This is a genomic window from Xanthocytophaga flava (genome assembly GCF_030068545.1).
GTDB lineage: Bacteria > Bacteroidota > Bacteroidia > Cytophagales > 172606-1 > Xanthocytophaga > Xanthocytophaga flava.
On sequence record NZ_JASJOR010000002.1, the window covers coordinates 223660 to 238207 of the forward strand.

17 protein-coding genes are annotated in these 14548 nt (G+C 38.8%); 4 read left to right on the forward strand and 13 right to left on the reverse strand.

The annotated features are described in order from the left end of the window. Nucleotides 1–132: 132 nt before the first annotated feature. The 4 genes from QNI15_RS03675 to QNI15_RS03690 form a co-directional block, all read right to left on the reverse strand. Nucleotides 133–819 (reverse strand): peroxiredoxin-like family protein, encoded by a 687-nt coding sequence (locus QNI15_RS03675; RefSeq protein ID WP_314000920.1) that lies wholly within the window; start codon nucleotides 817–819, stop codon nucleotides 133–135. 96 nt (nucleotides 820–915) lie between these two features. Further along, nucleotides 916–1257 carry a hypothetical protein gene (locus QNI15_RS03680; RefSeq protein WP_314000922.1) on the reverse strand — a complete coding sequence of 114 codons (342 nt, stop codon included), beginning with the start codon at nucleotides 1255–1257 and terminating at the stop codon, nucleotides 916–918. A gap of 74 nt (nucleotides 1258–1331) precedes the next feature. Next, nucleotides 1332–1607, reverse strand: coding sequence for a zf-HC2 domain-containing protein (locus QNI15_RS03685; RefSeq protein WP_313982087.1), 276 nt, complete (start codon nucleotides 1605–1607; stop codon nucleotides 1332–1334). Between the two features lie 29 nt (nucleotides 1608–1636). Continuing rightward, entirely contained in the window at nucleotides 1637–2236 is a 600-nt protein-coding gene (locus tag QNI15_RS03690; protein ID WP_314030565.1) for a sigma-70 family RNA polymerase sigma factor, read from the reverse strand. A 340-nt stretch (nucleotides 2237–2576) separates the two neighbouring features. Here QNI15_RS03690 and QNI15_RS03695 point away from each other — a divergent pair, with 340 nt between their 5' ends. Together QNI15_RS03695 and QNI15_RS03700 are read left to right on the forward strand one after the other, a co-directional pair. Continuing rightward, a complete protein-coding gene (locus QNI15_RS03695) occupies nucleotides 2577–3263 on the forward strand; it encodes a cytochrome b/b6 domain-containing protein (RefSeq protein WP_390902155.1) in 687 nt (228 codons plus the stop codon). A 20-nt stretch (nucleotides 3264–3283) separates the two neighbouring features. Further along, the gene (locus QNI15_RS03700) at nucleotides 3284–4072 is read left to right on the forward strand and encodes a molybdopterin-dependent oxidoreductase (RefSeq protein ID WP_314030567.1); all 789 of its coding nucleotides are present in this window, start codon (nucleotides 3284–3286) and stop codon (nucleotides 4070–4072) included. A gap of 600 nt (nucleotides 4073–4672) precedes the next feature. Here QNI15_RS03700 and QNI15_RS03705 read toward each other — a convergent pair. From QNI15_RS03705 to QNI15_RS03715, 3 genes are all read right to left on the reverse strand, one after another. Beyond that, complete coding sequence (locus QNI15_RS03705) at nucleotides 4673–5629, reverse strand: calcium/sodium antiporter (RefSeq protein WP_314030568.1); 957 nt, start codon at nucleotides 5627–5629, stop codon at nucleotides 4673–4675. A gap of 120 nt (nucleotides 5630–5749) precedes the next feature. Next, the gene (gene nhaA / locus QNI15_RS03710) at nucleotides 5750–7093 is read right to left on the reverse strand and encodes a Na+/H+ antiporter NhaA (protein WP_314030570.1); all 1344 of its coding nucleotides are present in this window, start codon (nucleotides 7091–7093) and stop codon (nucleotides 5750–5752) included. Nucleotides 7094–7359: 266 nt separating this feature from the next. Beyond that, the gene (locus QNI15_RS03715; protein ID WP_314005143.1) at nucleotides 7360–7536 is read right to left on the reverse strand and encodes a winged helix-turn-helix transcriptional regulator; all 177 of its coding nucleotides are present in this window, start codon (nucleotides 7534–7536) and stop codon (nucleotides 7360–7362) included. A gap of 268 nt (nucleotides 7537–7804) precedes the next feature. Here QNI15_RS03715 and QNI15_RS03720 point away from each other — a divergent pair, with 268 nt between their 5' ends. Both QNI15_RS03720 and QNI15_RS03725 read left to right on the forward strand, forming a co-directional pair. Next, nucleotides 7805–9811, forward strand: a complete 2007-nt coding sequence (locus QNI15_RS03720) for a PAS domain-containing protein (RefSeq protein ID WP_314030572.1) — start codon at nucleotides 7805–7807, stop codon at nucleotides 9809–9811. Between the two features lie 128 nt (nucleotides 9812–9939). Beyond that, entirely contained in the window at nucleotides 9940–10641 is a 702-nt protein-coding gene (locus QNI15_RS03725; RefSeq protein WP_314030573.1) for a helix-turn-helix transcriptional regulator, read from the forward strand. Nucleotides 10642–11040: 399 nt separating this feature from the next. On the opposite strand, the gene QNI15_RS03730 is transcribed toward QNI15_RS03725, so the two are convergent. The 6 genes from QNI15_RS03730 to QNI15_RS03755 form a co-directional block, all read right to left on the reverse strand. Then, a complete protein-coding gene (locus tag QNI15_RS03730) occupies nucleotides 11041–11412 on the reverse strand; it encodes a SnoaL-like domain-containing protein (protein ID WP_314030575.1) in 372 nt (123 codons plus the stop codon). Nucleotides 11413–11868: 456 nt separating this feature from the next. Next, entirely contained in the window at nucleotides 11869–12297 is a 429-nt protein-coding gene (locus QNI15_RS03735) for a hypothetical protein (protein WP_314030577.1), read from the reverse strand. A gap of 259 nt (nucleotides 12298–12556) precedes the next feature. Further along, on the reverse strand, nucleotides 12557–12955 hold the full coding sequence (locus tag QNI15_RS03740) for a hypothetical protein (RefSeq protein ID WP_314030578.1): 399 nt from the start codon (nucleotides 12953–12955) through the stop codon (nucleotides 12557–12559). Between the two features lie 22 nt (nucleotides 12956–12977). Beyond that, complete coding sequence (locus tag QNI15_RS03745) at nucleotides 12978–13100, reverse strand: hypothetical protein (RefSeq protein WP_314030580.1); 123 nt, start codon at nucleotides 13098–13100, stop codon at nucleotides 12978–12980. A gap of 512 nt (nucleotides 13101–13612) precedes the next feature. Continuing rightward, nucleotides 13613–14107 carry a hypothetical protein gene (locus QNI15_RS03750; protein ID WP_314030581.1) on the reverse strand — a complete coding sequence of 165 codons (495 nt, stop codon included), beginning with the start codon at nucleotides 14105–14107 and terminating at the stop codon, nucleotides 13613–13615. A 44-nt stretch (nucleotides 14108–14151) separates the two neighbouring features. Continuing rightward, nucleotides 14152–14349 carry a hypothetical protein gene (locus QNI15_RS03755; RefSeq protein ID WP_314030582.1) on the reverse strand — a complete coding sequence of 66 codons (198 nt, stop codon included), beginning with the start codon at nucleotides 14347–14349 and terminating at the stop codon, nucleotides 14152–14154. Between the last annotated feature and the right edge of the window lie 199 nt (nucleotides 14350–14548).

Genomic DNA, 14548 nt, shown 5'->3' on the forward strand with positions numbered 1-14548 from the left:
TCGCGATTAAAGTTTCCTTTGCTCTCTTTGTAGCTTATTTTTTACAATGGGTTCTGCTGTAAAGTCAAATCATTTTCCTCAATATTCGAGAAAACTCATGTGTATCTATTGTAGCAGAACAAAATCCAAAAGCTACAACTCTTTTTTAAGAGCCTGTGCAACAGACTGCAACATGGCTGGACTAATTCGTTGTTTGAAGTCCGGGTTGATGTACTCAAACTGAATGACTCCTTTTGTGTCCACAATAAAAACAGAGGGTACAGGCAAAAGTTTATCGACATTTTTTCCTTTTGATCCTTCCTGTAGAATTTTCTCATAATTGGCAGGGGCCGCATAAGCAATCCCAAATTGTTTGGAAACAGAAAGATCACTATCCGACAATAACGTATAGGTCAGCTTTTCATGGTTTACTGTTTTTGCCAGATATTCCGGACTATCAGTGCTAATGGCAATGATTTGGTAACCCATAGTACGCAGATTACCTTCAATCGTTTGAATACCGGCCAGTTGCTTATTACAAAAAGGACACCATCCACCCCGATAGAAGATAAGGATCGTTGGCTTTTGACTTAATTTTTCTTTCAGATTAATCATCTTTCCTGTAACATCAGGAAGAGAAGCCAAAGGAACAGACTCTCCAATCAGTAAGGGACTGATATCTGTTGGCTTTTGGACGATAGAAGAATCTAAAGGATCAGTACCAGATGAAGGATAGCGATTAGTTTTTGCCAGCATCAGAGTCTGGCTGCCAACTGTTAGACACATTGCTAGCAGAAAAACAAAAAGCCTTCTTTCCAGAGGCTTTGGTGAATGATTCATAGTAGTGAAATTAATATGACTGGAATGAGTTGAATAGAAATAAATAATCTGAATACCAGGTTCAGCAGACAATCTGCTGAACCTGGTATTCAGGCTTTACATTTTACTGGCAGCCCCTTTTTTCTTCATTTTATCGTCTGACATCTTATCCTTATCAGACATCTTACTTCCCGTTGTTTTATTACCACTCATTTTGTCGGAATGCATTTTATCATCAGACATTTTACTATTGGACATCTTGTTATCTGACATTTTTTTATCAGACATCTTATCCATCTTTTTGTCCATTTTGTGATCCATTTTAGACATTTTGGAATGATCTCCTTTTGCCATTTTAGACGTATCTTTTGATGTAGAAGGAGTTGTCTGGGCATTGGTCTGAATGGTTACAAAAGCTACTGCAACAGCAGTCAGGAGAAATGTTTTCAGGCTTTTCATTGTCATAAGGTTTAGTAGATGGAAACTGTTTTTCTCCTTTAGTCGCATCTTTCTGAGAAACCTTACAAAAAGATTTAATTTTTATTTAGCTGCTGATCAATTTTGTCCTGAAGTTGTTTTTTGTAATCATCATCGAGTGTAAATTGCTGATGTTGGGAATTGGTAAACATATCCTTTACCATTCTGTTAATCAGAATGCTTTGTTTTTGAAACGTTCGACAGATCGAACAGCCTGCCAGATGAATCCTTAATTCCAGTTTTTCCCGAAGCGTCAGAGAGGCCAGTTGTTTCTTTTCAATCAGAAACGTAGCCTTTCTGCAGTTGTATTGTATTTTCTTCAATGGTCCCATGTGTATAGGTTAACATGTATATGTATTGGCTAACTCCAGTTTTTTTGAAGGCATGCCCTTAGATTTACTTTTGTACGATGGATGATAACCCAAAAATTTGAGGGAGTTACTTTTAAGGCCGTGCAAATAGCATCAGTCTCTTCTTCATCCATGTGTTTCATTGTGAATACTGAAAGCCAGAGGGCTGGCAACTTTTTCATACAAAGCTGAAGAATATGGGTAAATTCACTCTGGGTGAATGGGTCCTGATCTTCTATTCCGAAAGCCTGTGGCCGATGAGCTATATTCCAGTGTCCGTCATCCGGATCAAAAAAGTCTTCCTGTTGCTTTTCTGCACTAACGCTATCTGTACTGTGAAGGAACTGGGACGATTTTTTCCGATATACATCTACTATTTTGTATTTTAGGATAGCCGTAAGCCACGTTTTTTCTGTACTGCTACCTTTAAATTGATCTGCTCTTTCGAGGGCAGCCAGAAAGGTCTCCTGAACAAGATCCCTGGCTAACTCCTCGTCCGTAAGTCGGGATAAGGCATAAGTATACAAATAATCGGCATAGCGACTTACCCATTGGTGTGGATTAATGGGTAGATCGGTTGTGATGTTAAAATCCTTGTTTTCAGCTTGCATGGATACGTAAAATAGTATGCATTGGGTTTGTTATCCCCAAAGGGGATACCCTTTAGTCGGAGGCTAGAGAAAAACCTTACAAAAAAAAGCAAAAAAAAATGTAAGGTTTTATTCTGTGATCCGACTAAACCTGAAAATCGAATCAACAGGGCATATGAAAATAGTACATTTCTCTTTTATTGGAAATAGAGTAACGTTTTCTGAACACCTTTCCAGTATTCTAATGTTACCAGCAACACCTAAATGCGGAAGTATAGTTTGTTCTGACCAATAATCCGAAAGATATATATTAATCCAAAAGGTATCTATGAAAGTCATCAAAGAAAAACATTCCTTCCTTATGAGGTGGACCCATTGGGTAAACTTCCCTGTTCTGACTGTTATGATCTGGAGTGGCCTGCTGATCTACTGGGCTAATGACGTATACACTATCACTATTTTCGACTATACCCTGATTCATTTCTTTCCGCAGTGGTTTTATGACGTATTCGCTATTCCACAGCGTCTGGCAGAAGGAATGGCATTCCACTTTTTGTTTATGTGGTTTTTTATGCTGAATGGAGCGTTGTATCTGCTCTATACAATTTTCTCTGGTTCATGGAAACAACTCTTACCCAACCGACATTCCTTTGCAGAAGCCTGGCAGGTAGTTTTGTATGATCTGCATCTAATGAAAACAGCTCCCCTGCAAGGCAAATACAATGCTGCTCAGCGCATTGCTTATACGGCCATCATTGTAATGGGCATAGGTTCTGCTGTTACCGGGCTGGCTATTTATAAACCTGTTCAGCTCAACTGGCTCACATGGCTTTGTGGGGGGTATCACCTGGCTCGAATTGAGCATTTCGGTTTAACAATAGGATATGTACTCTTCTTTGTTATTCATCTTGCTCAGGTAATTCGTGCCGGATGGAATAACTTCCGGGCTGTGATAGCTGGATTTGAAGTGGTAGATCAGCCCAACGTGACAACGCCGGTGAATCCAATGACCGATGAAAATCTTCTTCCCCATGTTTCTCATGAATAAAACTCCTGTTCAATACTCGTATGGAAAATAAAGAATTAAAGAGACCTTCACTTGAAGCGACTATAGATAAAAAGATCAAAAGACGTACGTTCATTTCTTTTGCAAGCTTTTTTGCACTATCAGGTTTGGGCCTAGGTGCATGGAAATGGTTATATAATTCTCCTGAAGAAATCTCAGGTATCACTGCGGGTGCACACAAACCTCTACGCGATGCCCTCAATACCTCTGAGCAGGTTTTCAAACAAGTATACAGTAACACCCATCTGGTAAAAACATATCCCAAATCGATGGCGGCAACGGATGTTCGGGTAAATGGAGACATAGGCCTTACAGATGAAACATTTCGCGTTCAGGACTGGCAACTCGAAGTAGAGAAAGAAGCAGGTAAGTTGCTTACTATAGGGATTGAGCAACTCAAAAAATTACCGAAGACAGAAATCATCTATTCGTTCAAATGCATAGAAGGCTGGGATCAGATTCAGCACTGGGGCGGTTTGAGCTTTAGTGACTTTATCCAGCATTTTAACCTTGAATCTCAATCGAAGAAAGCCTATGTTGGCATGCAAACTCCTGATGAACAATATTATGTAGGGATAGATCGGGAAAGTGCCCTGCATCCCCAGACTATTCTTGCATACGAGATGAATGGCCATCCCATACCGGTTGAAAATGGAGCCCCTCTGCGGTTGATTATTCCGGTTAAATATGGTGTGAAGAATCTGAAACGAATTGGTAGGATCACATTTAGCGATACGCGTCCGAGAGACTTCTGGGCTGAACAGGGATATGATTACTATTCAGGGTTATAATGGTTCTAACATAACTAGTCAAACACTATCCGTATGTATATAAAAGAAGGATGGGTATCGTATCCATCCTTCTTTTCACCATGAGTCATCCCGAATGTTGGATTTGAATAAAACTCAAATCTATACTTTTGAAAGTGTAGGCTTAGGGTAATTTTTGAGAAACGTTCCTTTCTGAGTTGGTTTATTATCCCAATCTTGTTTCTTCCACAAGCTTCTTCATTTTTTGCTTGCCCAAAAAACGAAGCAAAAAAAGGCACTTTTCTCCGATCCTTCCTCCCGCAAGGCCAAAGGCCAACCTCGCGGAGAAAAGAAGCCCTACGCACCTACACGGCCATTCGTTATTTAAGTTGTCTTTGCTCTCTTTGTGACATGTATTATCCTTTCTCAATGACATATCGGCATGACCCATGTTCTTTTCACAATGAATCATCTGATGTAAATGAAATTTTCTGTTTAGTGGATGTGAACCATCGTATTCTGATATAATCTATAGTTTATTCCTCCAGAATTGTTTTTTACTATTCTGCAAACAGTCAGCTTTCCTACCATGTCTGTCAACTATTGCTATCGATCTATCAAATAGTATGATAACAGTCATTACTATAAGAGATGGGCTACCTTGCCGATAAAAAGAATATAAAATAACAGAAACAAAGCTCCTTCCCAACGAGAAATGCGTTTATCCTGTGTAATTAAATAAAACAAAACAGCTCCTGTCAGGTAAATAGGAAGTGGAAAAGAAAGCAGTTCAGCAGGTACTTTAATGCCATCTATCAGACCTGTAATTCCTGGAATAGCCATAGCATTGAAAATACACGAACCTAGTATATTACCAACTGCAATATCGGCTTTTCCCTGTCTGGAAGCAGTAATGCTGACTACCGCTTCAGGCAAAGTTGTCCCCAGTGATAAAACTGTGACAGAAACAACCGCCTTACTGATTGAGAGAGCCTCTGCAATAACCTCCAGCGCAGTGATGGTATAGTTAGCTCCAAGAAAAATAAAAACAACACTAACAGCGATAATAAGTAAATCTTTTGCCTTGAATTTCTTTTGTGATTGAGCCTGTTTCACAACCGGGTCCAGCGTAATATCTTTCTCGGTATCGCCTTCCTTTAACAGATAAATCGTATAGATAATGTACCCCGACAATAGCAACAACGATTCTATGGGAGTAATGAGTCCATCCCACATGATAAACGTTAACATGGCTGCAGATCCGACCAGATAATGTAAATCAATAAAAATATACTGATCTCCCAACCGAATAGATTTTTTAGAGAACATAGAGGTGAGGCTCATCACAAAAAGCAGATTGGAGGCACTTGACCCCAGAATGTTGCCTGCTACAATTTCAGAAGATCCTTTGCTGACAGCTATTAGCGAAGAAATCAGTTCAGGCAAAGAAGTACCTACCGCTACAATAATTACTCCTACAGCAAAAGGAGACATTCCTAAAGCATGTCCTACTACTTCGGCAGACTGGGTAAAGAAACGAGCTGCCAGAATTAATACAAGTAAGCTAACAATAAAAACACCAATCCAGAGAGCAATCATATAAACACAAAAGAAGATAGATAACTATATAATCTGGCAAATACCAGATAAAAACATTGAACAACCCAACTAATCTTGCACTACTCCATTGTCATTTTTGCAAAGTCTTATTACTCACTGTTATTGTTCATCCGAAGTGGTTGCTACGACAGGTAGCAACTTTTGTCCACGCAGCAGAAAATAGCCAGTTAGTCCTGCAATCAGGGAGGCCAGCAGAATGGAAACTTTGGCAACAGATTGAAACTCGGGATTATTTTCAAATGCCAGCAGCGTAATAAAGATAGACATCGTAAAGCCGATTCCACCCAATATACCTGCACCAATCAGTTGTTTCCAGCTTACACCTGCGGGAAGGGCAGCCCATCCCAACCGAACGGAAAAATAGGCAAATAAACATATCCCTAGAGGCTTTCCGGCAACCAGCCCTACCATAATTCCTACTCCAATAGGCGAAAATACCTGGTGAAAAACATCGGTATTAATTAGTAAACTGGTATTGCAAAAAGCAAAGAGAGGAATAATCAGAAAAGCAATCAACGGATGCAGTTGATGTTCGAGCCTTTGAGCCGGAGAGTTAATCTTTTCATTGAGATCTTCCAGTTCTTCACTGATTGTACGAGGTTGTAACTGTTCAGAGTGCAGATTGTCCTTGATTATCTGCAAGCGGTCATCAATCATTTCTACCAGTTGGTTTTTCGGATACCGAATACGAAAAGGAATGCTGATAGCCAGCAATACACCCGCAATGGTAGCATGAATACCTGATTGTAATATGAAATACCAAAGAAACAGACCAATAAGCAAATAAATGCTTAAGGTACGTACGCCTGCTTTGTTGAGTGCCAACAAAACACCCCAGGCCAGTGCGGCATAGAGCAGATAGGTAAAGTCAAGCTGACTGGTATAAAACACAGCAATGACAATCACAGCTCCCAAATCATCCACAATAGCCAGAGCAGTCAGAAATATTTTCAGTGACAAAGGAATCTTATCACCCAATAAAAGCAACACTGCCAGGGCAAAGGCAATATCGGTTGCCATCGGAATACCCCAGCCACTACGGGTAGGTGCATTCCAGTTGATAAGGGCAAACAGAATAGCAGGAACTACCATACCTCCCAGCGCACTAATCATCGGTAATGCCGCTTTTTTTATACTCGATAGCTCTCCTTCCAAAATTTCCCGCTTAATTTCCAATCCGACTACAAGAAAAAACAAGGCCATCAGTCCATCATTAATCCAATGGGTAAGCGATTTGTTCATTTCAAATCCATTGAATGAAATATGAAAATGACTCTCCCATATGGCAGGAAAATAGCGGGCAATACCCTGATCCATATTTGCCAGAATCAATGAAAGAGCACTGACAATCAAAAGAATAATCCCTCCGGAAGTTTCGCTTTGAATAAAGTCGGAAAAAGGTTTAACCAGAGGGTGGATGCGTTTTTTTACAGAATTGCTCATAAGCCAGTGAATGTATGGTATCAATCAGTTGGGCCAAAGATAGACGTATTTAAAAAATAATGGCAACTCATGCTAAGTATTCAAGAGAATATAGTAATTGGCAGGCTTTCACCATGATTGGTATTATAATAACAATCCTTTTCCCGAGGTTTAGATTGAAGAGAACATGAATCCTCAGAAGAAAACATAGTAAAACAACAGATAAGACAAAGGTTTCAAAATCATTGTTTCAAAGCCTGCGCCAGTTCTGGTATATTTTCTTCTCCTCATTTCCCCAGGTTTCCTATAACAGGAAGCAAGCTTTTAGCCAGTTTTGTAAGTTGATACTCTACCTTGGGTGTTTTAGTATCAAAGGCAATCTTACTGCTAAACTCATGATGCAATCGTTCATTCAACTGATTGATTAGCACTTGCCTGTCTGCAACAATAATGTGTTGTAACACTACTGGCCTTTTGTACCTTACGAAATATAGTATAGGAACATATTTTCCAGTTGCCTTTGCCATCCAGCAACTCTTTGGAATGAAATAACTAAAAATATACTTGAATTTATGAAAACTGTTGACTAACTATAGATTACGTGTTCGAACACAAAGTAGTTATGCTTAGTTTTAATAATACCCATTATTTCATCTTCCAGCTAGCATATAAGAAGGTCTGTCATAAACTTAAACTCAATCAGCGTTACTCACAAGTAATTAACGCATATTTATGAGAAACTTCCTCTTTGTTCCTGATAAGGAAAAAGACTTCCAGAGCTATATGGTCTATGTACTAGCCATTATCTGGACACTGGTAACAGGGATGATAGTTTGTATAGGGTTTTTCTATTTTCCTGATTTATCACCCCGATGGCTAACACTGCTTTCTACTTCATTAGCTATTGCAGCTTTTAACCTTATTATAAACCATTTGGGCTATACACGCCTGGCGAGTTGGTCACTTAGCCTTATGCTATGGTTATATGTTACCATTCCCTGTTACTCAGCAGGAGGAATTATGGCACCCGGTATTATATCTCAAATGAGTGTTATTCTTACTGCTGGATTCTTGCTTGGCTGGCGGGGCGGACTAGCCATTGGTTTACTGACAATCACTACAGACTTTGTGCTGGCCTACCTGGAAGTAATTGGCTTATTACCTGTTGCTACTGTCAAACATACTCCCATAAGTCGCTGGATTAGCAATATCATTCCTTTTGGAACCGTTCTCGCTCTACAATATTATTCTACCAATCACCTGCGTACCAGCTTGCTTGCCTTACAACTGGAAATAAAAAAACGTGAAAAGGCAGAAATACTCAAAGATGAAATACTGTATGATCTGAAAGAACGCGTAAAAGAACTAAAAACGCTCTATGAGGTAAGTCGCATCTTGCAGGATGAAGAAGCAACAACTGATACACTATTACGACAGATAGTTCAGCTGCTACCATTGGGCTGGCAGTATCCGACAAAGACAGCAGCTCGTATCTGTGTGGATACAACATCCTATGCCACAGATAACTACATCCCCTGCGAATTCTATCAGATGGCGGAGATGACAACAGCAAAAGGAAGAAAAATCAGTATTGAAATTGTATATCTGCAGCCTATGCCCGAAAGGGATGAGGGGCCGTTTTTAGAAGAAGAACGCAATTTGATCAATATGCTGGTCGAAATGCTTAAAGTTGACCTGGAACGCAGAGAACGCAGTGCGGAATTGAAGGCATATAAGTATGCACTCGATACTGCTGCTATCGTAAGCATTTCAGGGGTAGACGCTGAACTCACGTTTGTAAACGAAAACTTTTGTAAAGCCACCCAATACACTCCGGCAGAATTGATGGGCAAACATCACAGTTTTATCTGGTCAGATAATTACTCACCTGACTATTTTACAGAAATGCAAATTGCTATGCAGGATGGAACACCCTACAGGGGAGAATTCTGCAATAAGACAAAAGATGATACTTTGTATTGGGTCGATACGACCATTATCCCATTTTTAGATGAAAACGGAAAGATCTATCAATATCTGTCTATTAGCTATAATATAACCGAAAGAAGGGAAGCGGAAGAGAAGATTAAACAAAGCGAACAGTTAATCCGAAAAATCACCAGCCAGGTTCCAGGGAATACTTATATGTTTGAGATAGAAGAAAGCGGACAGTTCAACGTGCTTTTTATGAACCGTGGAACTGATATATACAATCATACATTCGATTTTGAAGATATCTCAAAACAGCCTGAAAAGTTAATAGAAGCACTACATGTGGATGATAAAGCGAAGTTTAATCAAGTGCTGAAAGAGGCCTATCGAACACAAACTATCATTAGCATCCAGTATAGAATGGTTGTAGGAGAACATACACGATGGCGCTGGTTACAGGCAATTCCGGAAAAAAATAAGGATGGAAAAATCATATGGTATGGTGCAACGGCAGATATCACTCCTCTGGTTGATTATATTGCATCCATTGAGCAGTTTATCTTTGATCTTAGCCACGTAATCCGCAGACCTATCGCCTCAATAATGGGCCTGACCAGACTGATTATCGATAATGAACTTAGCGAAACAGAGAGTAGAGAAATCTCTCAAAAACTCTATGTTATTTCTGAAGAGATGGACAAATTTATTCGTGAGTTGAATTATGAGTATCTTCAAAAAAGGCAAGATACCACGCTCAACATTGACATTTCTTCATTTATTGATAAAAGAAGTTCTTTATTCAATTGATCTAGCTATAGCTGCAGTATGGCTTCAGGAAAACAATTAGCTACAGCTAGGCGTTACCATCCTAAGTACAAGAATAAGAATCTAGTAATACTTGGGACTATATTCATACAACGTATCAAATCATATCGATGGATAACGATATAAAAAGGCTTACCCGATTGACTGCCATTTTAACTCAGTTGCAGTCAAAACGATTAATCACAGCCCGAAAGCTGGCGGATAAATTTGGCGTGAGCAACCGAACCATTTACCGAGACATGAAAACTCTTGAAAGGGCAGGTGTTCCCATCATTATCGAAGAAGGTAAAGGGTTTCGTATTATGGATAGCTATAGGCTACCGCCTATTATGTTTACCGAAGAGGAGGCAAATGCATTGTTGACTGCCGAACTCATTATACAGTCCAGCAAGGACTCTTCCCTGATCCAGCTATTTTCTGAAGTTACAGGAAAAGTACGATCTGTACTGCCGGACATAATTTTAAGCAAAACCGAAAGGTTAGAACAGAAAATGGGCGTTTCCAATACGTATATTGATCAGACTCCCAAAAGCAAGTATTTGATCGACATTCAAAAAGCATTGGTTGATTGCTTAGTGATTCGTATTGACTATACTAATAAAGCAGGCAAGTGTACCCAGCGGAGTGTAGAGCCTTTTGCTATCTACAGTAACCAATACAATGAATGGGTATTGGTCGCGTTTTGCCAGCTAAGACAGCAACTACGCTCGTTCTCGTTAGTAAATATAGATAAACTATTGATTACCAACGCAGGGTTTGAACCTCAAAAAATAACCTTCACTCAATACCTGGATAAGGCATTTGGAAACTAACATGAGTCATCGCGAATTTTGAGTAAAAGGATATCAGTAAGAAATTAAGAAAAAATGTCACAAAGAGAGTTGCGATGCCTTCAATCGTGAAAGGCAGTGTAGGTGCGTAGGGCTTCCTTTTCCCGCGAGGTTGGCCTTTGGCCTTGCGGGCCGAAGGATCGGGAAAAGGTGCCCTTTTTTGCTCACGCACAGATCTGGCTCACCAAACTCTCGTTTGGTGCCCTGTTTTTTGGGCAAGCAAAAAATGAAGGAGCCTGTGGAAAAATAATGTAAGGGACAATAATCAAACTCAGGAAGAGAGATTTGTCAAAAATAAACCCAAGCCTACACTATTTTCAAAAATATAGGCTTGGGTTTTACTCTTATCCAAAATTTGGGATCACTCATCTTCAGGAGTAATCAGGCAAAATCGTCGTAGAAAAACTGTTCTTTGACAATTTTTCCATTACGGACTTCGAATACACAGATTTGCTCTTTGTTCTTTCTGGGTTTGCCTTGCATGGTAACATCCATTCCTGTCATCATCGAGAAAAAGAAGGTAGAAACAACCAGTTCACTCATGTAGCTGCTGTGCATTTGCTCAACCTGAGAGAAAAATAGACTTTCTTTTTGTCTGAGTGCGTCTATTCCTGTCACTACCAAAGGAAGCTTAGAGTCGTTTTCAGGCTCAATGCTGACTGCATCCGAAGCATAAAGTTCATTTTGAATTTGCTCATAAAGGTTTTTCTGGATGAGCTCATAATACCGGTTTGCTACTTGTTGTGTTGTCATAATTTTTGATGAATTAAATGATCAGGAGCAAACGTAATTTGGTAGTGAGACAACCGTATGTCTAAGGTGCTAAAAACTTTTACACTATTTTCGGCTTGAATTGCCATTTTTTATCAGAAACCAGAGATCACTCTATTTGTCACACATGTCCCGCTCAGGCCCACGCAGTTGCGTGGCAAGCAAGTCGTGACAGGTGTGTAGGGGAGTTTCTTTCAGAAGGACAGGGAGGGAGTTTTCTTTATCGGATTGAAGGATCGGAAAAAGTTTCCTTTTTGGATTATCACGCTGTGCTGTGACAAAAAAGTAATATGGTAGGAAGAATTAAGAAAGAGACAATAAACAAATGAAGAGAGAATAGTTCTCAAAAATTACCCCAAGCCCACATTTTAAAAACATAGACTTGGGTTTTATTCAGATACAACAGCCGGAATGAATCATGCTTGTGTTATCAGCGATTTATTTTCCTGCAAACTTACTTTTCAGTTCACGTATGAGCTTGTTTACTACTGCTTTGCTGGAATTAAATCCGTTAGTACCATTTGGGCTTGATTTATAAGCATTGGATTCCCACATTACTTCTCCTTTCGAATCGACCAGTTTTGCCACCAGCATAACAGAAGTTCCACCCCAGGAGGTTAAGGTGATGCCCTTAGATGCGGTAACATCGATTTTGATTTGAAAGTCTGCTGCTTCTTTCTTGTCGACTACCTTCCAGTATCCCCACTCTTTAAGTTGTGCCTCCAACTGCTCGGCGGTGTGGATAGCATTTTCATTTTTAGAGGTATTCTCTACAAAAACCTTGTTTCCTGCTTTCAAAGCAGCTTGTTGGGCAATACTGTATCCCAATGAAAAGAATAAACAAAGACAAATCAGGTATCTTTTCATAGTATGTAACAGGTAGGGTCTGTGGAAAAATGATTGAATAAGGCAGGTTAGCTGCCACTTGTAAGTAGTAGAGATGTTTGATCAGCTACAGTAGCAAAACTAGGGCAATAGGTAGGAAGAGTCAATCCCGGAAAACCAGGATTTTTATGGTAAGGAGTGGCTTGTATGTTCCAGTTTGTAGGACTATCGTATATGGATGTGAGCAAGAGAAATTTGCTTTTGCTCTATGTGATGTTTATTGATGTTACTGTAATTCAGGTTAGTCATTGAACACATACCCATGATAGATAGCAGTAATAGTACCCATTTTATCAAACGTAATGTAGAAAAGGATTGATTTTCCAGACCACCTATGAGTATACGAATAGTCAAAGTACTTAAGTTCTGCAAATACAGCCTGATGTTCAATTTCCGAGAAGAAGAGAATATTCCCAGCTTCCTTATCTGAATAAAAATTGGGAATGTCATTTACCTTTACAGGCGTTTTGGGATATTTCTTTTTAATAGTCTTTCCTAGTGAATCCACCACATGTCTTAATATGTGTCCATCTTCCCTTACCATTATACCTTCCGGCTTGGATATCTTGTAATTTCGTTGCACATACTCACAGACAATCCCATCAAAACCTGGTTTTATTTTTTGGTTTGCAACATACATACTATCATGCAATCCCCCTGGATTAGCCTGAGACAAATACCTGAGTGTAGTCGAATCCCTTTTGATACAGATATGCCTCTGAAGTATCTGTAACAGACGAAGGAGCAACTATAGTCAAAAAGAAAAGGATAAAAAGTATACTCATAATTGCATAAGGTGATTCACAAACTTTTATCAAAAGTAACCTATTGTTTTTAATAAAAGTACTGGTATACTTTTGAAATGATTGCATACTAATACGTTTTCTTCTACAGAAAACTTACCGTCTCCTCTATAAAGTACCAGCTAATCCGACAGCAACTGCTTAAAAACACAAAACCCCTGACTTATTTTCATAAATCAAGGGTTTTCGTGATTTTAAGAGGTCCCGAGCGGACTTCATTTTACTGTATAAATATCTGATTTACAGATGTAATTCAAAAGCGAGTAACTGATTGAGTAACCGACGTAAATATAGTAAAAATCAGGCATTTTTAAAGGTGTATTCTCTATCTTTTTGAAGGATAAATATTGTTTGTAATTTTGATTATATTAATCGTTTTATGTCTTACTCTCTAGTATCACCTCATATAGAGATTTTCACTGTGTCATAGGCGGATTGACACTTCATATAACCTAAAGGCATTGTTGCATACTATAGGGCTATACTAAAAAACTTTATAAATCATCTTCTTTTTGGATCACATATTCCCAGTCATTATCTATCTTTTGGTGAAAAATATCATCTGTGACGCCAATGTTGGATAGACTATGTTGTGGATCATAGACAATATAATGACGAAGATTACTACCTTGTTTCACTAAGAATTGAGTTCTAGAGTTAGAATCAAAGATTATAACTTTATTCTCTCCTTCTACTACTAATTTCTCATCCCATAAAGCATATACTTCTTTTAGTCTTTCATTTGAAGTTTCCTTGACAAGTTTTTCAAATTCATCTTTCGTAATCCATAGAATAACTTCATTATCAGGGTTAATCATTCTTTTCTTTAAAAGTGCCTTCTGTTCTACCAAAATATCCCTTACATGTTTATAGGATGACAACTTTTTTACGAGTTCATCCTCTACATTTCTGCAGGGATGGTCACAACCAATAATTGTAATCCCATAAAGTAGAATAGGCCAGATAGACAAAACGTTTATTAGATTCATTATTTAAACTTTATAGCTTTTTAGGTAGAAAAAAGCAGATTTTCCTACTTCTTGAAATCTGTGAATAACCAAAATATATAAATTTCCCCAATATCGTTTTTCTTAATTACCTGAGCAGAGCAAAACTCAAAACCTTCACCAAAAGAAGAACCTGGTTTAAATGCAGCTGTAGCACCCCAATCCGAATTAAAATCATATTTTACTGACTGACTGTCAAAAACATCTATCTGAGGTAATATCAAACAGGAGCAAGCATTTAAGGGTGTGGCTACAAAAAAGTTGTAGCTATGATTGGTTGGATTAGGTCAGAGTAATTAATATCAACGCTTCGTCAACTAATTACTCTGACATCTATGTTTAGCACTTAGAATAGGTTTGTAAAAATCAATCCCTCACCTGTAACAAGTGAGGGATTGATTTTATATTCTAGATAATTCTGGA